Below are 22,774 nucleotides of genomic sequence, written 5' to 3'. Positions count from 1 at the left end.
TAGACCATTGGGTGTTGGTGGGTGGGCTGGATGACAGGAGGTAGGTGAGGACTTGTAGGAAGGCTGGATGCTTGAAGGCCGACGGTTGATGTTCGGCCTTCAAGTCCAGGGGCTATCGGTTAGGGAAAAAGGTCGGTTTCTGCAGAATCTTGGTCATGTTTTTTCCGCCAGGGCCGTTATAGCGAGTCAGCCACATTTTGGGGCCGTCCCAGAAAGTGGCCGTCCTCAACGTGAGCGATCCCGGTGACCCTGGCGCCGGCACTTGTGCCTGCGCCGCAGGCGCAGGGCCTGCCGACGCGGCGCTGGGCGCTGGTCCCGAGCCGGCCATGGGCGCGGCGGTCTGTGCAGGTGCCGCTGTCGCATTGGGTGCATCCGGGGTCAGCAGGCTATCCCGACTGCCGCGAATGCTCGCGCTGGTGGGCGTTCCGGCGGGACGCCCATTTCTGGCGAACAGTCCCCCGATCTTTTCACCCAGTGCCCGGCCGGCCACCTTGTACAGGGACGGGCTCGGCGCGTTCTTGACATCAAGTTGCGGATTCTTCGCCTGCCAGGCCTTCCTGTAGGAACTTCTCGCCCTGGCATTGCCGATGCCCGAGATCATCGAGCCGGCCGCCACCAGGAGGCCGCCCACGGTGATCAGGGTTTCGTTGTCCGTCAGCGTCCCCCACACCGCCAGACCGGTACCGGCCACGGCAATCCCCGCGCCGGCGATCGCCATGACCAGACCGACCCCGACCGGTGCGGCAATTGGAATGACCGCTATCAAGGCGATCGTGGTCACGGCCATGAGGATCACCGGCAACCAGTTCAGCCAGGATTTCTTCGGTTTCTTCGGCGGTTCGATCGGATCGGTGTAGATCGGGTCAGTACCCGGGCGCCGGGTATAGCGGTGTCCCGAAGGGTCGTGGAAACGCACCGGGTTGCCCAGGCAATACATGTAGGGGTTGATCCCGCCTTCATGGAACGGGCTCAGTGAGTCCGGGCTGTGGAAGCGCATCAGGCTCGGGTTGTAGGCGCGGTAACCGCGGCCCAGCAGGTACCAGCCGCTGGCTTCTTCGCGCGATTCGCCGTTGAACGCCATCAGGCTCTGCAGGCGCTGTTCGTCCTGGATTTCCCCGTAGACGCTGTAGACCGCTTCGCGCATTCCGGCCTTGAGGCTTTCGCCGATCACGCTGGGGCTGGCATCGGTGAGCAGGAGCATGGTGCGTTCGTGGTCGTCGAGTTGCTGCTGGCCGAGGGGAATGCCGTCGTGGCCGAAGTACAGGGTCTGGGTCGTACCCTGCACGGTGTAGGCGAGATCGAAGCCGTGGTAGAAGCGCAGGACTTCCTCGTCGTCGCCCAGGCGGCTGGCCAGCAGGTGCTGGTGACCATCGTAGCGATAGCCGGCCAGTGAGCGGTTGCCGTCGGGGCTGGTCACTTCCAGCAGGCGGCCGAGGCTGTCGTAGCGCAACTGCTGGCCCAGTTCGTCGTTGAGCTGGTTGCCATCGTCGTCGTAGGCGAAGGACTGCCGGCCCGGGTAGCCACCCGCGGTGTAGCTGTTGGTCACCTCGCGCAACTGGCAGGGGTCGTCGTCGGCATAGGTGTAGCGCGCCACGTTCTGCTGACCGTTGGCGAAGCCGGTGACGCAACGGCGGATATTGTCCAGTGCGTCAATGAGAAACAGCTGGCTTGTGATCGCATTGCCGTAGCGGTCGCAGGGCAGGCGCTCGCCCGAGCAGGTGTAGTGTTCCAGGCGGCCGCGGGCATCGTAGCGGTAGTTCTCCAGCAGCAGGCTGCGTCCGTCCATGCACTGGTGGCGTTCCAGCAACTGGTCGTCGGCGCGCCAGACATGTTTGATCGTGCGGGCCGGTTGGTCGTTGAACCAGAGGCTGCGCAGTTCGATGCGTCCGAGACTGTCGTAGAGGTTTTCGCTGATCAGCGTGTCGCCGCTGTCCAGGTCGCGGGTGGTGGTGCGCCACGCCCGGCCCAGTGCGTCGAATTCGAAGTCGGCCTGGAGCTGGCCCTGGGTCATGCACTCGACCCGGCCCAGCGGGTCGTAGTGGTAGTGGGTGGCGACGCCGTCGTGTTCCACCCACTGCGGCTGGCCGAGCAGGGAGGTCTCGTAGTGGGTCTCGTGGGGCTGGCGGGCGTTGTCCACCCAGCGTTCCACTTGCAGATGGCCGACGGCGTCGTATTCGTACTCGCGTGTGCCTTCGGCGTTGCCGACGCTGCCGAGGCTGGCATCGTGGCGATCATGGGTGTACCAGGCATGGTTGCCCGGCGCGCGGATCGCACTGGCCTGTTCGCTCAGGTTCGGGTCGTAGTCGTACTCGATGTGCTGCCTGGACGGCGTGATGCGCTCTCTGACCAGGGTGCGCGACCCCTGGTAGAGATACTCCTCGACACGCGGACCGACGCTGCGTTGGTTCAGGCGCTCGAGGCCGTCGAAGCGTTGTTCGCCGACGAGAACGCTGGGCTCGTCGAGATCGCCGGGGATGACCCGCAGGCTGGTGGTCAGCTCGGCGATGCTGTGGCTGGCGAAGCCGCGTTCGACCACGGTCGCATCGGGCAGGCGGGTGCGCTGCACGCGACCCCGGGTGTCGTATTCGAACCAGGTGCTGAGGGTCACCGATTCCAGTTCTTCGTCCTGGCGCGTGCAGTGTCCATAGCCGTCGTAGTGGAAGACCTGGCGGCCGACCACGTTGCCCTGGTCGTCGTGACGCTCGATCCAGTCGGGTTTGTCGAACGGGTTGAACTGGGTCACCGTGAGCAGGCCGGACTGGCTCGGGTCGTCGGCATTCTCCAGCCAGGTGCGGCGAAGGTCGCCACCCTGGCCGAAGGGCGTGTTGTCGTTGACCTCGACCACCCGGTCCGGGTGGATGGTCCGGCACACCTCGCCCCAGTCGTCGTAGGTGTACTGGCTGGTCAAGGCCTGCCGTTCACCGGCGAACCAGTCGATTCGGGTTTCCTCGACCAACTGGCCGAGGGCGTCGTGTCGTGCGCTGTAGATCGGCAGCCAGTCGCTGCCGTTCCAGTGTTCCATGGCCACGGTGCGCCCGATTCCGTCGAAGCGGGTCCGGGTCAGCACACCCTTGACATCGCGAACGGTCTGCATCGCCTGCTGGCCCTGCAGCGACGTCAGGGTGTAGCTGTATTCGCGGGTGGCCTCGACGTCGGTACCGGGGGCGACCACCTCGTGCGTGGTACGCCGGTTGCGGTCGAAGCGGCACAGGACCTCGACACCATTGGCGTCGTCGCTGAGCAGGACTTCGCCATGTTCGAGCGACTCGTGCCAGGTCAGGCTCTGCTGCTGCTGATCGAAGGTGGTGAGCGTCTCGACGGTGTGCAGGCTGTCTTCGGCCAGCAGTGCGTGGCGGCTGCTGGCGTAGTGGAAGTCCGTGGTGTTGATACCGGCCTCCAGGTACTCGCGCAGCTGTTTGCGCCGACCGTGCAGCAGGGCGTTGGCGGGAGTCTCGAAATAGTCGATCCGACTCAGGTTCAGCGCCTCGCGCTGTTCGCCGCGCTGGGCGAAATCCGTTTCCTCGCTGCGCAGCAGACAGGCCTTGTTCGGCGTTCCCGGCAGCGGTTGCAGGGCCACGTAACGGTACTGGTTGACGATCTCGGGGGCGTCGTCATAGGGGCCGGGGGCCGGAATCAGGCGTGATTCCTTCAGGTGCCTGACGAAGCCGTCCGGGTCTTCCGGGCAGCCCTCCTCGCCGGCCGCTGCGTAGTAGCTGTAGCGCCGTTGTGAACCATCCTCGCGTGTCTCGGCGACCAGGTTGCCGTATTCGTCGAACGTGCTGTGGGTGAGTTCGACGCGCAGGCGGGTCGAGTCATCGGCCTGTTCCCAGCGGGTCTCCACGGTTTTCGGCAATTGGAACCATGGCGGTTGCTGGTCGAAATTGGCGTTGCTGGCGTGATAGGTGGTGACTATGTGTTTCACGCACTGGTTCTGCTGGGTGCGTTCCTCGACCAGCAGGTGAAAGCGGTTGTAGGTGCGCTCGACCTCGCGAACCATCGCGCCGTCCACCCGGTAGCGGGTGGTGCTGCCGTAGTGATAGGTGTGGGTGACGTTGTACAACTGGTCCAGGCCATCGTCGTGCCACGGGATGCTGGTGCCGTAGCCGAGAAAATTCCCGGGGGTGTACTCGTACTCGATGTCCATCATCGGCTGGTCGAAACCGGGAAACAGTTGGTGGCGCGTGACCCGTGGCAGGTTGGCGCGGCCGCTGTTGCCCGGGAACGGATGGCCCGTGTCGCGGTATTCGATGATTTCCCGCCCGCCCAACGGTGTCTGCACCTCGGTCACGCAGACCTTGCCGAGCACCTCGGCATAGCTGAAGCGCCAGGAGGCCTGGTCGTCGGTGGGCAGCACGATCGCCACCACGCGCCGGTTGGTCAGGCGCATGACGACGGCGTTCTCCTGCGGCACGTCGAAGGGCGGGCGGAGCAGTTTCACCGTGTCGTTGCTGCGCACGATACGCAGCAGTTCACCGTTCTGGTCGCGCACGCCCTTGAGGCATTGATGACCGTCGTAGCTGTCGTATTCGAGGTCGAGACGATGGCCCAGCGGACCATGGATGTGTACCGGCAGGGCGACCCGGCGATCGCTGGCGCCGAAGGTCTTGAGCACTTCGACCGTGCCGTTGATGTGGACGATGCGGTAGCTGTCGCTGGCGTCGCGGAAAAAACGGAAGTTGAAGAGCTTGCGCTCCTTGATCGCCAGCTCGTTGTCGCTGCCGCTGCCGGTGATCTTGTAGCTCTCGCCGCTGTACAGCGAGAGCATGTCGGCACCGGGCACGAACTGCGACAGGCGCAGGTTCCAGCCCAGGCCGAAACCGCTATCCAGCAGGTTGAGCGGGTTGAAGTTCAACGCCAGTGGCAGGTCGGGGCCGCTCAGGTGATTGCCCTTGAGTTCGGGCAGATCGACGCTGACGGTGTATTGACCGGTGCGCGGGTCCACCGCGCTGGTGACGAAGCCGGGAAAATTGAAGGCGTTGGAGCTGACGTCGCTGTGGGCGGTCATGTGCGCGGTCTCCTCGCTCGCATCAAGGCTGTGGCGTGCCGCTGGTGGCACTGGGGATGCCTTGCGAGGCCTTGACTCTCAGGCAGGACATCTTGTCGATCACCTTGTCGCCGTAGATGAAGTGGCCGAGCACCTGGACGCCGCGCTCGATGAGCTGGCCGGGCCGGTAGGAGTAGAAGGTCGGCAGCTGGATCTGCGGGGTCGATGTGTGCTGGGCGGTGGTTCTCAGCTGGATCCAGAAGTCGGGGATGTCAGCTCCTGATACATGCTTCATCCGACACTCGTCGTTGTCGGTCATGATGATGTTCACGGCGGACTGCAGGTTGCTGAAGATGACCGAACGCACCTTGTTCTGCAGTGCCTTGCAGGGCGAGCCATCCGCCGTGAACGAGTAGGTCACGGTGATTCCGCTGCCTTCCGGGGGGACGGGCAGGGCGCAGGAGGCGTTGTCCTTGTCGTAGAGAATGATCGTGCCCTGGGGGTTGTCCGCGGGGGGCGCGACGTCTTCCGTCTGGGCCTGGACCAGGGTGGCGAACGCCAGCGCCAGGCCGATGGTGGTCAATCTGAAGTTCATGGCAGGGCTCCCGGTCAGGACCGTGTGGTCGCAGCAAGCGCTGCTGGCTCGATTAGATACTCGGGGTGGCGAGCTTGCCTACCTGTCAGAACTGTCAGGGTGACGCGGGGGAGCCTGGCGAGGCATCGTCCATGCACGAGGCTGTCTGCGGGAGGATACCGGGCCGAATAATGGCAGTTTGAGTCCTGTCATTTCTGCCAGTTATCCGCTGCCGCTGCCCCGGTGTAAAAACGCTCAATCACTGATCGCGTCATCGCCAAAGGACCGTTTGCAATGAGCGAGTTTCCCGAGCCGCACATTCCGCTGTTGCGTGACGACGACACCATCGATCTTGGCCAGGTGGGCGCCAGCCCCCTGCTGACCTATGTGAAGTATCCCGGTATCGCCATGGGCGACACGATTCACCTGAACTGGCGCGGCTGCAGCCCGGCCAAGCGGGTGGTCGATGCGCTGGGTCTGAGCGTGGTGGTGTCCGAAGACGGCGGTTATGACGAAACCCTCGGCATGCGCGTGCAGATCCCCAACAGCCTGCTGAGCGGCGTGGATCAGGGCTGGGCGTTCTATTCCTATGTGATCGAGCGCGGCGCGCAGTTCGAGCCCGAATCGCTGCGCCAGTTCATCCAGGTCGGCATCCGCCCGCTGCCCAGGGTGCATCTGCCGGTGGTGCAATTGCGCGAAGCCCATGGGCTGCTGCTGAATCCGCAGGCCATGGGGCCGTTGGGGGTGACCGCGGTGGCTGCGCCCTACCTGGCCATGCAGGTCGGCGATCGGGTCACCCTGCACTGGCGGGGCTACTTCGACGACGAGCTGGACAATCAGCACAACGTGGTCAAGACCCTGGCTGCCGGCGATATCGGCAAACCGCTGCAATGGGTCGTGCCCTCCATCCATGTGCTGCTCGCCGAAGGCGGCGAGGCTCATCTTCACTACAGCGTGCAGTACCGCGAGGGCGGGCAGGTGAGCCAGTCCGGGCAGCAGGTGTTTCGCGTGGCACGGGAGAACGGCGTATTGCTGCCGTCGCTGCGCATCGATGGTCATGACGGCGGCGAACAGCTCGATCCGGGCCTGTTCCCCAACGGGCTGGTCCTGCGCATCGATCTCTACCCGGACATCCGTGTGGGCGACGAGATACTGCTGTACTGGCTGGGCAACCGCGAAAGCTTCAGCACGGTCAAGTCGCTGCGCGTCGACACTTCGACCCTCGACAGCGGCGTGCTCCTGGCGCACCTGGAGCCGCAGTGGCTGGAGGCGGCCCAGGGCGAACGGATCAGCCTGTTCCACCAGTTCGCCCGCGGTGGCGCCGCGGCCAGTTCGCTGCCGCTGGCGCTGCAGATCCGTCGTCCTCTCAACCTGTTGCCGCCGATCGTCGACGACGCCAGCGCCGAAGGTGGCAACGGTGAGAACAAGGGCGTGCTGGCGGCCGGCGATGCCGTGTTCGGTGCCCAGGTGAATGTGCCGGAGACGGTGCCGATCGGTAGCCAGGACCGTCTTGAAGTGCACTGGCAAGGCCATCCCGAGGGCGGTCGGCATATCGCCACGACGCCGATCAGCGAGCAGCAGAACCGCAGTTTCTTCATTCCCCCGAGCGCCATCGCGGCCAACATGAGCGCGGGGGAAAGCAAGCGGTTTCCGGTGTTCTATCGCCTGACCCCGGCCGGCGAAGCGCCGCAGGATTCCGTGCCGTTCAACCTGCGCATCGCCCCCTTGCCCAGTGGCGTCTACCCCAACGTCCAGTGTCTGGAGGCCCAGGGGAACCAGAGCCTGTCGCTGCGCGATGTGCCGGTAGGGGGGGCCAATCTGCGCCTGGATGGCTGGCTATTCATCGCGGTGGGGCAACTGCTGACCCTGGAGGCGGTCGGCGTGGCCGCCACCGGTGCCGAGTCCGTGGTCGTGCGCGATGCCTGGCCGGTCAGTGCCAGCGAGTTCGCCGGCAACCGCGTGCATGCCCTGTTGCCGCGCTGGTTCTTGCAGCGCCTGCTGCTCAACCAGCAGTTCTTCCTGAAGGCGCGGGTAAGTTTCGACAAGGGTGAGAGCTTTACCTCGTTCAACGACACGGCGATCAACCTGGTCGCTTGAAGCAAGACCGGGGGATGGCGATCCGCGCGGGTGGAGAAGGTCTATTCGCTGGATGCCGGGGCCACCGCCGATGATCGGCTACTGCGTGCTGCCGCTGCCGTTGATCCCCCTGCCCGAGCTCATCGAGGTGATCGGCAAGGCTGAAAAACTGCTGTCCAGCCCCGGCAAGGAGTGAAACACCAGGCCTGATCCCGCGCTGCAGGAACTGCCGGACCTGGTCGGAGACAACGATCCTGGCGATCACCACATGCTTGCGCATTCAAACATGATGTCGTTGTCCTTGGTGGAACCGCGCCCGATCATCACGCCAGGCATGTCCACGGCACAATCGGTGGTGGTATCGGAGTCGGGAATTTCCCCTGACCATCCATGGCTCACGACCTGCATGGGATCGTTGCCCCAGTTCTCACTGACAGGGATGGCGCAGCGATAGAAGGACTCCCCCGAAGAACCGGCGCCATAGTGGCTGCGCCCGACCATGACGCGGTCACTCGGGCAGCTCCACTGATGGCCACCGTTCGAGTTTTCCTGGAACGGACCATAGGACTTCGTGTCGACCATCCTGACGTACCCGTCCCGGCTCTCGTACATCGCGCATTCGTAACGCGTAGGGCCGCGGTCATTGCCAACATGGCTGCGGGCGACAATGGCCTGGTCCGCCGGACAGGTGAAACGGTGATCGCTTTCGGGCACCTCTGCTGACCACTCCCGGCGATAGATGGTGGCGGACCAGCGGTTGCGTTCCGATGCCCTGGCGCTTGCCTCGTCAGGACGGGAAGCGGTCCCCGCGGGGCTGCAGCCAAGGATTGCGCAGGTCGACAACAGACAAGCGATTGCCAGTTGGTTTTTCATTTCAGCCACTCCCCGGTTGGGTCACGAGACGCGTCGATGCGGGCCTGGGTTCACCTTCGACCTGCCTCGGCCTGCTCGATTTAATCCGCTGCCCGCGTCGTTTGCTACCTGTCAGAACTATCAGGGTGGCTTGTGACGCGTGGCCATGCAGACCCACCACGCGAGACGCTGGAGCACCGCGCCAGCACAGGTTATGGCGTATTGATACCTGTCAATTCTGTCAGTTTCGAACGACTTCAACGGGGTGTAAAAACATTCGAAGCAAACTGGCGATTGCCATGGGCCTTCGCTCGGAAGCGCACCCCCGCGAGTTGAAACGGTTGACCGGACAGGACCACGAAGATGAACGATAAAGCGCCGATATCCGAACTGTTGCAGTGGCTTGCCGGAGCCCCCCGCACCTACGGCTGGAGCTCGATCCTCGCCTATGACCGCGACAAGGCCAACACCGTCCTGCTCCAGGAGTACATCGAACGCTTCGACAGCAATAGCTATCTGCCGCCGTTCCGCGAGCTGATCGCAACGACCGACGACACCGCGGAGTACATCTACGACTACGTCTTCGATGCCGCGCGCCTGTCGTTCACCAATGCCACCATCAGCCACTCCAACGCGATGCTGACGCAGCGGGTGATCGGTGGCTCGCAGTTGACCCTGAGCAAGCCGACGGGCTCCTACGTCCGGGTGGAAAAGGTCTATTCCCTGGATGCCATGGACGGTCCGCTGATGGAGTCCGAAATCTCCTTGCAGGCGAGCACGGGACATGTCAACCGGGCCGGCGAGGTCATCCTGGATATCTCGACGGGCCGCAATCCCCGCCTGAGCTTCGCGCGTACCGAGCACGAGCGCGAGAAGGGCGGCCAGTACCTGCTCGCCCGATTCGCCAGGGAGGAAGAGCCCAAAAGGGTTCTGGTATTGAACCAGCTGGCGGTGGAGGACGATCAGTTCCTGAAACCCGGCAAGTTCGAGATTCGCACCCACGCCGCACCCAACAGCCATGTCGTCGGCACGCCCGGACATGGGTCGGGGGCGGTGCTGGCGTTCATCGCCATGGAGGACGAAAGCAACGGCAGCATCCCCGTCGATGACCGCGACATGCCGTTCCTGATTCCCGACGGTCATTCCGCGACGGTGCTCATGGGACAGGCGTTTCTCGCACGGCGGATCATCGTCCAGGGCTGTCGGGCGTTCGCCGCCGGAAGCAACTTCACCTACGAGTTGTTCCATCAGGACCACTTTGTCCATGAATTGCGGGCGACCTCCGGCCGCGTCAGCCTGGGGCCCCAGCAGAAAAGTTCGGAATTGCTCGAGAGCGTGCAGATCGCCGACCTCGCGCTGCCGCTCCACAATGACTTCGCGAGCTTCTCCGTGACGTTCCGCGACAATCAGCTGCGGGTGGAGATCGAGGGCAACGCGTACCAGCTGGTTCAGGTAAAGGTGCGTCAGAGCGGCCAGACGATCAACGGCAACGTCCAGTTGTTCTGGCACGCAAGATTGACCTACGAGCTGGACGCGGACCCGTTGGCCGGGACCCTCAGGCTCAAGGAGGTTGGCGGAGTGGCCACCGAGGGCCGGATAAAACCCCTGGATTTCGCTTCCCTGCCTTACGCGGCGCTCGATGAGCTGGCCGGACTGATCATATGGATGCTGCGGGACGGACTCGACAGCAAGCTCGGTGCCTTCCGCGAGGCGGTGGGCACCATCGATGTGTTTCGCCTCAACAGTCTCCTCTTCAAGGGCGACAACGCCGTGGTGCTCAAGAGCGTTCATCTGCCGGGTGACGTGGCGTTGTTCGGCCAGGTCGCGCCAAGCCTGACCGACTTCGTCATCACGCCGCTGGAGCCGATCGTCGGTCACGGGCAGCAAGAAGCGTTCTTCATCGATCCGCCCCGCATCGGCGTCGTCTGGAGCGTGGAGGCCCTGCCCGGAGACAGTGGCGCGGTCGGCAGCATCGACCAGAACGGCAACTACACCGCGCCCGACGCCAGCCTGATCGAAGGGGTCTACAAGCGGGTGAGGGTCAGGGCGACCCTGGAGGCGCACACCAGCACGGCGCTGGTCACCGTGGTGGTCCGCGACATTTCCGTCAACCCGCTGATACAGACCTGTGGCCCGCGCAATACCCGAGCGATGTCGGCGGGCGCCCTGAGCACGGGCACGCTGACCTGGAGGATCGCCGACACCGCCAGCGGCGCGACCATCGCACCGAGCACCGAACCGGATGGCGATCACCTGTACACCGCCGGACCGGCGAGTTTCACCGAGTCATTCGTCGTCGACGAGGTGGTGGTCACCAACGAGGCGACGGGCAATCAGCAGTCGGCGTATGTCCTGGTCGTGCACGGCATGGTGGGCCTGCAGGTGCTGTACGAGGCGGATGCCAATCCCGACCGCGTGCAGTGCAAGGCACTGTTCCTCAACGGCGCGCCCACCGACGGGTTCGAGCTGGAGTGGGTGCTGCTGGCGGGCTCGGGCAGCATCGACGGCAATGGTCTGTTCAGCGTCGATCCGGCCGGGAAACACCGGTTTGCAGTAGTCGGCTGCCTCATGGCGTTACCCGGAATGCCTTTCCCCTACATCGGCTACTGCATCCTGCCGATCCCGCTGATCCCCTTGCCCGCCTGGCTGAACGTCATGGGTGAGGCCGAGCGTCTGCTCTCGAGCCCAGCCGGAGAAAGAGGCGAAAAATGAACGACAAGACACCACTCGCGGAATTGTTGCAATGGCTCGCCGGAGCGCCCCGGACCTATGGCTGGAGCGCGATCCTCGCCTACGATCGCGACAAGACCAACACCGTGCTGCGCCAGGAGTACATCGAGCGTTTCGACAGCGGCAATTATCTGCGACCGCTCCGCGAACTGATTCTCACCACCGACGACACCGCGGAGTACATCTACGACTACGTCTTCGATGCCGCGCGCCTGTCGTTCAGCAATGCCACCATCAGCAGCTCCAACGCGCTGCTGACGCAGAAGGTCATCGGTGGTACGCAATTGAGTCTGAGCAAACCGACGGGCTCCTACACCCGGGTGGAAAAGGTGTTCTCCCTGGATGCCATGGACGGACCGCTGCTGGAATCCGAGGTTTCCCTGCTGGCGAGCACCGGGCATGTCAACCGGGCCGGCGAGATCATCCTGGATATCTCCCAGGGCAGGAACCCTCGCCTGACCTTCGCCCGCAGCGAGTACGAGCGCGAGAAGGGCGGCAGGCACCTGATGGCACGCTTCGCCGAGGAGGAGGAGCCCCGGCGGCGGCTCGTCCTGAACGAGCTGGGCGTGAGTGACGAGCAGTTCCTCAAGCCGGGCAAGTTCGAGATTCGTACCCATGCGGCGCCCAACAGCCGTATCCCTGGTACGCCGGAGCACGGATCGGGGGCGGTGCTGGCGTTCATCGCCATGGAGGGAGAAAGCAACGGCAGCCTGCCCGTCGATGACCGTGACCTGCTGTTCCTGATTCCCGATGGCCACTCGGCGACCGTGCTGCTGGGGCAGGCGTTCTGCATCCATCGGATACTCATGCCGTCCTTCGAGCCCGCGCTGGCGGCCGGGCCGGTGTACTCGCTGGTTCAGGATGGCAGCGGACTCGTCAGTCGGGTCCGGATCGAGACTGCATTGGCCTGGGAGGTCTGGAAGTACGTCCACGACGATCCCGTCTATGAATCCATGCGGATCGATCGTCTGGTCATGTCGTTCGCCGGGGTGGAAAAGCGTTTCGATGTGGTCTTCCAGGGACAAAGGGTCATTGTCGAGATGGAAGGACGCGACTGGCCCTTCATGGTGCTCAAGTTGCGCAATGACAGCAGGGAGTACCAGGGCTCCGTCAGAGTGGACTGGAACTTGCGCCATACCTACTCGGTCAGTGTCGACCCGTCATCGGGTGCCGTCGGCCTGGTGCTGGAGCCCGACGATTCCTACGCCCGGTACGAAGTGGACCCGAACCAGTTGATCAGTCATCCACCGGTCATGGCGAACTTCGAACCGGTAGCGAGGCTGGCCAGGACAACCGTTGCCTGGTACGTCGAGCATCTGCTGGTCGACAAGCTGATTCCGTACTTCGCTGGTGTCGATGTGTTCCGCCTCAACAGCTTGCTGTTCAGGGGCGATAACGCCGTGCTGTTCGACAGTGCCCATGTGCCAGGAGACCTGGCCTTTTTCGGCCGTGTCTCGCCGGCGCTGACCGAGTTCGCCATCACTCCGTTGGAACCGGTCGTCGGTCACGGACAGCGACAAGAGTTCGCTATCGATCCGCACCGCATCGGCGTCGCCTGGAGCGTGGAGGCCCTGCCCGGAGACAGTGGCGCGGTCGGCAGCATCGACCAGGACGGCAACTACACCGCGCCCGACGCCAGCCTGATCGAGGGCGTCTACAAGCGGGTGAGAGTCAGGGCGACCCTGGGCGCGCACACCAGCACGGCGCTGGTCACCGTGGTGGTCCGCGACATTTCCGTCAACCCGCTGGTGCAGGCCTGCGGCCCAAGGCACATACGGGCGATGTCGGCGGGCACCCTGGGCACGGGCACGCTGACCTGGAGGATCGCCGACCCCGCCAGCGGCGCGACCATCGCACCGAGCACCGAACCGGATGGCGATCACCTGTACACCGCCGGCCCGGCGAGTCTCACCGAGTCATTCGTCGTCGACGAGGTGGTGGTCACCAACGATGCGACGGGCAATCAGCAGTCGGCGTATGTCCTGGTCGTGCACGGCATGGTGGGGCTGCAGGTGCTGTACGAGGCGGACGCCAATCCCGACCGCGTGCAGTGCAAGGCGCTGTTCCTCAACGGCGGGCCCACCGACGGGTTCGAGCTGGAGTGGGTGCTGCTGGCGGGCTCGGGCAGCATCGACGGCAATGGCCTGTTCAGCGTCGATTCGGCCGGGAAACACCGGTTTGCGGTAGTCGGCTGCCTCATGGCGTTACCCGGAATGCCTTTCCCCTACATCGGCTACTGCATCCTGCCGATCCCGCTGATCCCCTTGCCCGCCTGGCTGAACGTCATGGGTGAGGCCGAGCGTCTGCTCTCGAGCCCAGCCGGAGAAAGAGGCGAAAAATGAACGACAAGACACCACTCGCGGAATTGTTGCAATGGCTCGCCGGAGCGCCCCGGACCTATGGCTGGAGCGCCATCCTCGCCTACGATCGCGACAAGACCAATACCGTGCTGCGCCAGGAGTACATCGAGCGCTTCGACAGCGGCAGTTACCTGCCACCGTTCCGGGAACTGATTCCCACCACCGACGAGACAGCCGAGTATACCTACGACTACATCTTCGACGCCGCGCGCTTGTCCTTCACCAATGCCACCCTCAAGGACTCCAAGGTCATGCTGACCCAGAAGGTCATCGGCGGCAGCCAGTTGACCCTGAGCAAGCCGGGGGGCTGGAGATCCGCGCGGGTGGAGAAGATCCATTCGCTGGATGCCATGGATGGTCCGCTGCTGGAGTCCGAAGTCTCCCTGCAGGCGAGCACGGGGCACGTCAATCGGTCGGGCCAGGTCATTCTGGATATCTCGACGGGTGAAAATCCTCGCCTGACCTTCGCCCGCACCAAGCATGAGCGGGAGAAGGGTGGCAAGCACTTCATGGCGCGTTTCGGCGAGGAGGAGGAACCCAGAAGAACGCTCGTGCTCAACGAGATGGGCATGGCGGATGACCAGTTCCTGAAACCGGGCAAGTTCGAGATCCGTACCCATGCGGCGCCCAATAGCCGCACGCCCGGCACTCGCGAATATGGCTCGGGGGAGGTGCTGGTGTTCATCGCCATGGAAGGGGAAAGCAACGGCAGCCTACCCGTCGATGATGGTGACCTGCCGTTCCTGATTCCCGAGGGTTGTTCCGCGACTGTACTCATGGGACGGGAATTCTTGGTGCGCAGCATCATGCTTCGTGCCTGCGAGCAATTCGCTGCGCGAGATTCCTTCCAGTACAAGTGGGTTCACCAGGGCGGACTTCTACAGGGGCTGGAGGCGACCGCCGGCTACTTGGACATGGGTTACCAGAGAGAGTCTTCGGATTTTTTCGCGTTCGTCGAGATCAATGTCCTCTGGCTTCCACTTCACGATGCGTCCAATTTCAGCTTCGTTCTTCACCAGGATAATTTCCTGACCGTGACTATGTCCGGCAGTACCGATCGATTCATCTGGGTGAAGTTGCGTGGGCCCAATGGCGCGGACAAAGCGGACTACGTTCGACTGGACTGGAAAACGACGGTGCTGTTGGGATTGGCATTGAACCCGGTGACGGGGGCCGTCGAGCTCAAGAGCTCTTATGCGGTACCGGTGTATGCCGGGGTAGAACCCCTGGATTTCGTGCATTTTCTTTCACCCGTGATGCTCAATGACATGACCCGACTTGTGAGGTCGATGGTGATACGTGAGCTCTCCGCCAAGTTGCGTGGTTTTGGTGACACGGTGGACCCGGTCGAGGCTTTTCGCCTCAACAGCCTGTTGTTCAAGGGCGACAACAGCGTGGTGCTCGACAGCGTTCACCTGCCGGCCGACCTGGCGCTGTTCGGGCATGTCTCGCCCAGCCTGACCGAGTTCGTCATCACGCCGCTGGAGCCAATCGTCGGTCATGGGCAACGGGAAAAGTTCGACACCGAGCCGAACCGCAACGGTGTCACCTGGAGCGTGGAGCCTTTACCCGGAGAAAGCGGGGCGGTCGGTTCCATCGATCAGAACGGTTGGTACACCGCGCCGCCCGCGAGCGCGATCGAGGGCGTCTACAAGCGGGTGAAGGTCAAGGCGACACTGGGTCAGCACACCAGCACCGCGTTGGTCACCGTGGTGGTCAGGGACATTTCGGTCAATCCGCTGGTGCAGGTCTGCGGCGTGGGGCAGAGCCGGGCCATGTCCGCGGGAACCCTGGGTGACGGCGTGCTGACCTGGAAAGTCGCCAACCCCGAAAACGGCGCGACCATCGCTCCGAGCAACGAGCCTGACGTCGATCACCTGTACACCGCCGGTCCCTACATCAAGGACGCGGAGTTCGTTGTCGATGAAGTGGTGGTCACCAATAGCCAGACCAAGCATCAGCAGTCGGCTTACGTAATCGTCCCCCATGGCCTGGAGGGTCTGCAGGTCTTCTACGAGGCAACGGCCAACGCCAAACAGGTGCAATGCAAGGCGCTGTTTTCCAACGGCGCCCCGACCGATGGCTTCGATCTGGAATGGGGACTGCTGGCCGGCTCCGGCAGCATTGATGGCAATGGCCTGTTCACCGTCGATACGACGGGGCAGCACCGCTTCGCCGTAGTCTCCTGCGTCTGGCGGGGACCGATGTCGATGATCGGCTACTGCGTGCTGCCACTGCCGCTGATTCCGCTACCCGACATGCTGAAGATACTGGCCGATGCCGGCGCGTTGCTTTCCCGTCCCGTTGAGGAGGATCACTGATGGACAGACAGTCATTGCAAGACCTGCTGACGGCGATGCAAGGCCGCCCGATCACCCTTGGCTGGGGTGCGATCCTGTGTTTCGGTCGCAGCCGTCTCAACGCCCTGCTGGAAGAGCAGTTCGTCGACCGTATGGGCCAGTTCCACCAGATGCTGCCGGTCAGCGGCATGCTCAATCTGAATCCGGACGGTACCGTGGTCGCGACCTTGAGCCGCATCAGGCTGGGCACGCCGCGGCTGTCGTTCGAGTCGGCGTCGCTGCGCAACTCCACGGTCACCCTGACCCTGCCGCTGATCAGCGGCAGCTACAGCCTGATGACCCAGCACTCGGGCATGCCGGCGCTGCTGGTGTCCACCGGCGAGCTGGACGAACAGCACGGTTTCAGCGTGACCATGAAACTCAAGCTGGCCCAGGCGGTGGGGGATATCGACGGCAGCGGGCGGATCGTTCTGGACCTCGCTCAGGGTTACGAAGCCCGCTGCAACCTGGGTAACCAGGTGCCGGAGCAGGAGGCGCTGGGCGAGTTCATCCTGCAGCGCATGCGGCTGCAGCCGGACAACCGCCTGCGCTTCGAACTGGGGCTGCTCGACTTCAACAGTTATCACCCCCTGGCACCGGTCTCGTTCCACCTGGCCACCCAGGCCGCGCCTGGCGACAGCGGGGGCGACGGTGGGGTGCTGGTGTTCGTGCGTCTGCGCGCCAATCAGGGCAATGGCTCGGCACCGGTCGACGACGGCGACTTCCCCTACCTGATCCCTGACGACCTCCAGGGGCAGGACCCACGCTGGTCGGCATCGCTGGTGATTGCCGAGGAACTGGTCGGTTGGGTCGACGAAACGCAGCTCGATGTGCTGAAGAACCTGATGTTTCCCGGGCGCAGCCTGTTCGTCGAGAGCGGCCCGCGGCATCAGCCCCATGACCTGCTGATCCTTGGCAACATCGCTGCCGGCCCCGGCACGGCGCGCAGTGAACCGCGGCTGGGCAGTATCGAAGCGGGGCATACGCAGCAGTTCGTCGCCCGGCGCGCCGACGGCAGCGTGATCCCCAATGTGACCTGGAGTACCGAAAGCCTGGGCAGTCCGCTGGCGCTGGGCAAGATCACCGCGACCGGGCTGTACACCGCGCCGGATGCCCAGACCATGGCCCTGGACGCGACGCCGGCGCTGGTGCGCGGGCAGTACAGCGAGAACGGACAGGCGCGCCAGGTCACCGCCTCGCTGCTCGGGCGCATGGCCGGCATGAGCCTGTATCCGCGGTGCATGGTACGCGCCGTGGGCGCGGCGGCCATCGAGTTCAGGGCGTCGCGGCTGGCGGGCGGAACCCTGCGCTGGCGTCTGCCGCAACCCGCGCTGGGCAGCCTGGAAGACCTGGGCGGCGGACGCGCGCGCTACACGCCGCCGACGGACATCGACGAGCCGTTCGTGCTGCAACCCATCGAATGTTTCGTGACCTCCGGCAACGAGCGCATCGAGGCTGCGGTGGTGCTCAGCAAAGGTGCCGCCGGCGTGCCGATCGAGCCGTACTTCGTCCCGGAGATCGATTTCGGCGTACCGATCCGCTTCTACGGCAATTTCCCGCCGGAGTGGATGCGCTGGAGCGTGCAGGGTGGCGGCAGCATCGACAGCGGCGGTACGTTCATTGCGCCGCAGGAGGCAGGCGCTTCGCCGATCAGCCTGGTGCGCTGCGACCTCGTGCCCGAGGGCATGGAACTGCCCATCGCCAGCGGCTTCAGCATCGTGCGCCTGAAGGCCAGGGAGATCGCGCCGCCGCGCTGGCGCAACCTGGACAAGTTCACCGTGTCGCCCGCCGGTGGCCTGGTCCAGGCCTATGCCAATGGCCAGCAGCAGATTCCCCTGGTGATCGAGATCGCGACCAAGACGGTCGAGATGGGTGGTCAGGACGTGTACATCAAGCTCAGTCCGACGGAGCTGGCGACCCTGCGTCTGGTGGATGCGCACACCGGCAACGACCTGAAGTTCATCGCGGCCGACCAGGAGGGCATCGCCGAGGGCGACAGCACGGACTGGGCCGTCCACGAAAAGCGCAACCGCTTCAACCTGTATTCACCCACCGCGGCCGGGGAGAGCGACGACCCGCCACCCGCAGTGCCGGCCAACACCGGTACCAGCTTCCGCACGCTGTGGATGCACATGGGCAAGGAGGGGTCGCATACCTTCTTCGCGCGTTTCACCGGCGACGACAATCAGGTCTACAACTCCAACGATCCGAGCGTGAACATCTCCGAGATCGAGCTGACCGGGGTGGAGCCACCACGCAAGGACCCGATCGTCGGGCCGGGACGTGACTACGACATCGTGCGCGAGCGGGTCTACAACGGCGAAGGCGACTTCGAAGGCGATGACGATTTCACCTACTTCCTCGATACAGTGGACTACTGGCGCATCGCTTACCGGCGCGCGAGCCTGTACCCGGTGCCGTTCGCCACGCTGCGCATCGAGGCCAACGCTTCGACCATCCGCTGGGAAAGCGAGCAACTGGACGAGACCTTCTTCAGCTATACCGGCTACGCGTTCCATCCCTTCCGCTCGGACTTTTCCGGGGTCGAACAGCGGCCCACGCACCTGACCTTCGACACCAGTTTCCACCGCCTGCTCGACAAGGTGCCGTCGTCCCCCGCGCGCGAACTGCTGGAACCGGGCAAGGAGCCGTCGCCGGGGCAACTGCTGGTCAGCCTGCATCGCGTCGCCGACATGGGCTTCTGGTACGACGGCATGGCCGAAGGCAAGCCGTACTGGATGTTCCGCGCGCTGCTCGACGGGCCGGTGACGTTCACCCTGCGCGACGTGGAGGGCAACCGCCATCGCCTGCGTGTGTCGTTCCTGGCGCCGAGCGTGATCGACGGCCGTAACGTCCTGACCCTGAACATTCAATGAGTAGGCATGCCCCGCGCTTGTGGCGGTTGCGCTCACGAGCGCGGGGCTGTGCCTGATTGCCTTTGTCGAGAGTGCCGCCATGACCAGCAAGACCGCGATCCAGTCCAACGCCTTCAACTTCATGAGTTTCATGCAGAGCAGCGTCGATCCGCGCACGGGCCAGTACACCCTGTCCGTGAGCCTGCCCGAACTCAAGAGCAACGCCTTGTGCGGCCCCGACCTGCCGCTGCGGCTGGACTTCAATCCGCTCAACATGATCGACAGCGGCTATGGCCTCGGCTGGAACCTGAACCTGTCGCAGTACACCCCCGCCGACAGCCTGCTGACGCTGTACACCGGGGAAACCTTCAAGGTCACCGGCAGCGGCGAGGAGCCGGCGATCAAGGAGCGCAAGCTGCTCAGCTTCCGTTTTTTCGTCGATGACGAGAACACCTATCGCATCGTGCACAAGAGCGGCCTGGTCGAGATCCTCAAGGCCGCCGGCAGCGCCGATCAGCGCGTTGCCCTGCCGCGCTGGATCCATGCTCCCAGCGGCCATCGCCTGGAATTGGAATACGCCTCGTACAACGGCAGCCAGCGCCTCGCGAGTGTGCGTGACCAGCACGGCGAACTGCTGCGCGTGCTGCGCGAAACCTCGGCGCTGAAAATCCTCGCCGCGCCCTTCGAGGACGTGCCGGGCAAGCGCGTGCTGATGGACATGACCGCCGGGCTGGTGCGCGAGATCGTCCTGCCCAGCGCGGACCTGGCCTCCTGGCGCCTGCGCTACGACACCCTCCGCGGCGTCACCTGCCTGGTCGAAGTGCAGACCCCGGTGGGCGGGCGCGAGACCATCGATTACCTGGACCCGGGGCATCCGTTTCCCGGCAGCACCCCGCGGCCCAGTCTGCCGCGGGTCACGCGTCACCGCCTCGAACCCGGTTTCGGCCAGCCACCGATGGAGGTGGACTACACCTATTCGGTCGGCAACTTCCTCGGCAACGGTTCGGCCATCGAGTATCAGGTCGATGGCCTGGACCAGTTGTACAAGATCGACCACACCTACCAGTACGACAGCACCGCCGAGCACCGGGTGGATGGCGTCGTGGTGCGCACCGTCAAGCGCGTGTACAACCGCTTCCATCTGCTGATCGAGGAAACCACCCGGCAGAACCGCTTCATCCGGCGGACGCTGAACACCTACCACGCCGAAGACGTGAACTTCGACCAGCAACCCAATCAGTTCCAGCTGCCCAAGCGCGTGGAGACCCGCTGGGAACTGGCCGATGATGCCAGCCGCTGGCGCAGCGAGGCGCTCGAGACCGGCTTCGACGAGCACGGCAACCTGACCTTGGAAATCGATGCCAGCGGCATCGCCACCCGCCACACCTACTACGCGGTGACCGGCGAGGACGGCTGCCCGGCGGATCCCGACGGTTTCGTCCGCAGCCTCAAGCAGACCAGCGTGACCCCGGCGCCGGACGGCGAGGGCGAGGCGCCGGTACTGATCACCGGCTTTCGCTACGAGGCCTTCGCGCCCCTCGACGGTATGCCGGTCAAGCCCTGGCTGGGCAACACCCAGGAGTCGCTGTCCGAAGGCGGGCGAATGCTGAGCCTGGTGCAGCGCGAGTACGTGCTGACGCCCGGCGATGCCACCCACCACGGTCGTCTGCTTCGTGAAATCGAGACCTTCAATGGCATTCCCCGGGTGACGGCGTTCACCTACGCGCTTGTGCCTGGCGAAGGCGTGCTGCGTACCGTGGAAACCCTCAATGCCGCCGACGGTACCCGCAAGACCACCACCCTGGAACACTCCCTGGTGCTCGGCGAAGCGGTACTGACCCGCGACGACAACGATGTGGAAATCCGCTACGCCTATGACGACCTGCGCCGGGTGGTCAGCGAGACCGTGGCACCCGGCACGCCGTTCGCGGCCTCGCGCTTCTACAGCTATTCGCTGACCCGCCTGCACGGCCAGCAGGCCAGCCAGGAGATGGTCGACGTCAAGAACGTACACACCCGCACCTGGGTCGACGGCCTCAATCGCGCGGTGCGCGAGGAACGCGAGGATGTCGATGGCGGCACCCGGGCCTGGCGCGATATCTGGATCGGGCAGTTCGATGAGCTTGGCCAGCAGATCGGCGAAATCGAATACGACTGGCTGGGCCCGGACACCCGGGCGTTGCCGCGCACCATCGCCTATGACGATTGGGGTCAGCAGTGCTGCGTGACCGGCCCCGACGGGGTGGCGCAGCACGAGGAGACCGACCCGATCGGCACCCCGGCCTCCAACGGGCCGATCCTGCGCGTCTGGAAACAGGCCACGGGTGCGTCCGCGCTGCGTGGCGGCGAGACCGTCACCTGGCTCAACCGCTTCGACAAGCCCGCGCGCATCGAGCGCTTCGATCTCGCCGGCGAGCGCGTCAGCCTGCACGAGTACCGCTACGACGGACTTGGCCGGACCCACGGTGAAACCGATGCCCGCGACCTCGACACCGAATACCGCTACGACGTGTTCTCGCGCCTGATCGAGACGCGGCTGCCAGGTGGGTCCGTGGTTACCCGGCGGTATGTCGAGCACGCCGCCGACGACCTGCCGACCCGCATCAGCGTGGATGGCAAGGTGCTCGGCGAGCAGACCTTCGACGGCCTGCTGCGCATGAGCAGTTCGACCACCGGCGGGCGCCTGCGCCTCTACACCTACGACCCCGGACAGACCCAGCCATCGCAGGTGACCACGCCGGCGGGAAAAAGCATTCTCTACGAGTACCAGCCGCAACTGGGCGACGAACCCTCGCTGCGTCAGGTGGTCGGCGAACCGGCCAGCGAATACGACTACGACCACCAGAATGCCCGCCTGACGTACTGCCATGAGCCGAATGACGAACTGCACCGCGACTATTTCAGCACCGGCGAGCTGAAAAGCGAGACGCGCAGACACAACGGCCAGTACTACGAAATGCACTACAGCTACAGCCTGCGCGGGCGCCAACTGGCCTATACCGATGTGCTCGGGCAGACCCAGGAGTACCGCTACGACGGTTTCGGCAGGTTGTTCCATACCGAACTGGGCAGCACCGTCACGGAGCTGGGCTACGACGATCTGGGGCGGCTGCGCAGCATCGATACCCGGGACCAGGGCCAGCGCGTGCACACCCTCATCGACTACGACGAGTTCGACCGCGAGGTCCTGCGCACCTTCGAGTTCGGCCAGCTCACCCAGTACCTGAGCCAGACCTACAACGAGGTCGATGCCCTGGCCACCCGCACCCTGGAGGAGGGCGACGAGGTGCTGCGCGCGGAAACCTACCAATACGATGCGCGCGGCCGCCTGTACAACTACACCTGCAGCGGCAGCCAGCCGCCCGTGGATGCCTATGGTCAGGTCATCGTCAGCCAGTTGTTCCTGTTCGACGGGCTGGACAACATGACCCGGGTGATCACCCAGTCGCCGCAGGCGACCAACCGCGCCGACTATCACTACGACAATCCCGCCGACCCCGCGCAACTGACCAGCATCACCAACAACGCCGCGGCCTACCCCGGGGAGATCCTTCTGGAGTACGACGCCGACGGCAACCTGATCCGCGACGAACAGGGCCGCCAGCTCGCCTACGACGCCCTCGGGCGCCTGCTCACGGTCAGCGACACCGCGGGCGCGCAGGCGGGCAGCTATCGCTACGACCCGCTGGACCGCCTTGCCAGCCTGTCCGATGCGCAGGGCACCGGGCGGCGTTTCTACCGCGAGGACGAGCTGGCCAGTCTGGTCCAGGGGGAGGAGGGCACGACCTTCATGCGCGCGGCGGGCAACCTGCTGGCCGAACGGCAGAGCGGCCTGGCGACCCCGCCCGAGGCTGAAGAGGGGGCGGCGCGGTAATTCCGGATCACCCCCGTGCGTTGCCCGGCCGGTGCCTGGCGCGCCGGCTTTTTCGCGGGTGCGTCGCCCGTTCCTACCTGGCAGTTCTGTCAGTACCCGGCGCTTCGTCCCGGGTATTAAATGGTCCGCA

The 22,774-nt window shown here is 64.5% G+C and carries 10 protein-coding genes; 7 read left to right on the top strand and 3 right to left on the bottom strand.

What is annotated here, in order from left to right:
- Window positions 1-112 precede the first annotated feature (112 nt).
- The gene (locus CHB99_RS17040; protein ID WP_052419404.1) at window positions 113-5,005 is read right to left on the bottom strand and encodes an RHS repeat domain-containing protein; all 4,893 of its coding nucleotides are present in this window, start codon (window positions 5,003-5,005) and stop codon (window positions 113-115) included.
- A 22-nt stretch (window positions 5,006-5,027) separates the two neighbouring features.
- Complete coding sequence (locus tag CHB99_RS17035; protein WP_042123417.1) at window positions 5,028-5,579, bottom strand: hypothetical protein; 552 nt, start codon at window positions 5,577-5,579, stop codon at window positions 5,028-5,030.
- A gap of 273 nt (window positions 5,580-5,852) precedes the next feature.
- Between CHB99_RS17035 and CHB99_RS17030 the strand changes: the two genes are divergently transcribed.
- Together CHB99_RS17030 and CHB99_RS30350 are read left to right on the top strand one after the other, a co-directional pair.
- Window positions 5,853-7,655 (top strand): hypothetical protein, encoded by a 1,803-nt coding sequence (locus tag CHB99_RS17030; RefSeq protein ID WP_042123420.1) that lies wholly within the window; start codon window positions 5,853-5,855, stop codon window positions 7,653-7,655.
- A 52-nt stretch (window positions 7,656-7,707) separates the two neighbouring features.
- Entirely contained in the window at window positions 7,708-7,830 is a 123-nt protein-coding gene (locus CHB99_RS30350; RefSeq protein WP_281177117.1) for a hypothetical protein, read from the top strand.
- 65 nt (window positions 7,831-7,895) lie between these two features.
- Here CHB99_RS30350 and CHB99_RS29575 read toward each other — a convergent pair whose 3' ends face one another.
- Complete coding sequence (locus CHB99_RS29575) at window positions 7,896-8,507, bottom strand: hypothetical protein (protein ID WP_141137302.1); 612 nt, start codon at window positions 8,505-8,507, stop codon at window positions 7,896-7,898.
- 342 nt (window positions 8,508-8,849) lie between these two features.
- Between CHB99_RS29575 and CHB99_RS17020 the strand changes: the two genes are divergently transcribed.
- The 5 genes from CHB99_RS17020 to CHB99_RS17000 all read left to right on the top strand — a co-directional run bounded on the left by CHB99_RS17020 (window position 8,850) and on the right by CHB99_RS17000 (window position 22,644).
- The gene (locus CHB99_RS17020; protein ID WP_042123424.1) at window positions 8,850-11,198 is read left to right on the top strand and encodes a hypothetical protein; all 2,349 of its coding nucleotides are present in this window, start codon (window positions 8,850-8,852) and stop codon (window positions 11,196-11,198) included.
- Window positions 11,195-13,558, top strand: a complete 2,364-nt coding sequence (locus tag CHB99_RS17015; RefSeq protein WP_042123426.1) for a hypothetical protein — start codon at window positions 11,195-11,197, stop codon at window positions 13,556-13,558. The genes CHB99_RS17020 and CHB99_RS17015 overlap by 4 nt, the downstream gene beginning before the upstream one ends.
- Window positions 13,555-15,897 (top strand): hypothetical protein, encoded by a 2,343-nt coding sequence (locus CHB99_RS17010; RefSeq protein WP_042123427.1) that lies wholly within the window; start codon window positions 13,555-13,557, stop codon window positions 15,895-15,897. Before CHB99_RS17015 ends, CHB99_RS17010 begins: the two co-directional genes overlap by 4 nt.
- Window positions 15,897-18,791, top strand: coding sequence for a hypothetical protein (locus CHB99_RS17005; protein WP_042123428.1), 2,895 nt, complete (start codon window positions 15,897-15,899; stop codon window positions 18,789-18,791). The genes CHB99_RS17010 and CHB99_RS17005 overlap by 1 nt, the downstream gene beginning before the upstream one ends.
- 79 nt (window positions 18,792-18,870) lie before the next feature.
- On the top strand, window positions 18,871-22,644 hold the full coding sequence (locus CHB99_RS17000) for an RHS repeat domain-containing protein (protein ID WP_052419405.1): 3,774 nt from the start codon (window positions 18,871-18,873) through the stop codon (window positions 22,642-22,644).
- The last annotated feature ends 130 nt before the right edge of the window (window positions 22,645-22,774 follow it).

It is taken from the genome of Pseudomonas japonica (assembly GCF_900188455.1).
Classification (GTDB): domain Bacteria; phylum Pseudomonadota; class Gammaproteobacteria; order Pseudomonadales; family Pseudomonadaceae; genus Aquipseudomonas; species Aquipseudomonas japonica.
The sequence above is the reverse complement of the archived record's forward strand: the minus strand, read 5'-3'. Positions and strand labels throughout refer to the sequence as shown.

Bases quoted from the DNA above. Each gene is read 5' to 3' on its own strand.
- CHB99_RS17040 (WP_052419404.1), bottom strand. From the start codon at position 5,005: ATGACCGCCCACAGCGACGTCAGCTCCAACGCCTTCAATTTTCCCGGC.
- CHB99_RS17035 (WP_042123417.1), bottom strand. From the start codon at position 5,579: ATGAACTTCAGATTGACCACCATCGGCCTGGCGCTGGCGTTCGCCACC.
- CHB99_RS17030 (WP_042123420.1), top strand. From the start codon at position 5,853: ATGAGCGAGTTTCCCGAGCCGCACATTCCGCTGTTGCGTGACGACGAC.
- CHB99_RS30350 (WP_281177117.1), top strand. From the start codon at position 7,708: ATGCCGGGGCCACCGCCGATGATCGGCTACTGCGTGCTGCCGCTGCCG.
- CHB99_RS29575 (WP_141137302.1), bottom strand. From the start codon at position 8,507: ATGAAAAACCAACTGGCAATCGCTTGTCTGTTGTCGACCTGCGCAATC.
- CHB99_RS17020 (WP_042123424.1), top strand. From the start codon at position 8,850: ATGAACGATAAAGCGCCGATATCCGAACTGTTGCAGTGGCTTGCCGGA.
- CHB99_RS17015 (WP_042123426.1), top strand. From the start codon at position 11,195: ATGAACGACAAGACACCACTCGCGGAATTGTTGCAATGGCTCGCCGGA.
- CHB99_RS17010 (WP_042123427.1), top strand. From the start codon at position 13,555: ATGAACGACAAGACACCACTCGCGGAATTGTTGCAATGGCTCGCCGGA.
- CHB99_RS17005 (WP_042123428.1), top strand. From the start codon at position 15,897: ATGGACAGACAGTCATTGCAAGACCTGCTGACGGCGATGCAAGGCCGC.
- CHB99_RS17000 (WP_052419405.1), top strand. From the start codon at position 18,871: ATGACCAGCAAGACCGCGATCCAGTCCAACGCCTTCAACTTCATGAGT.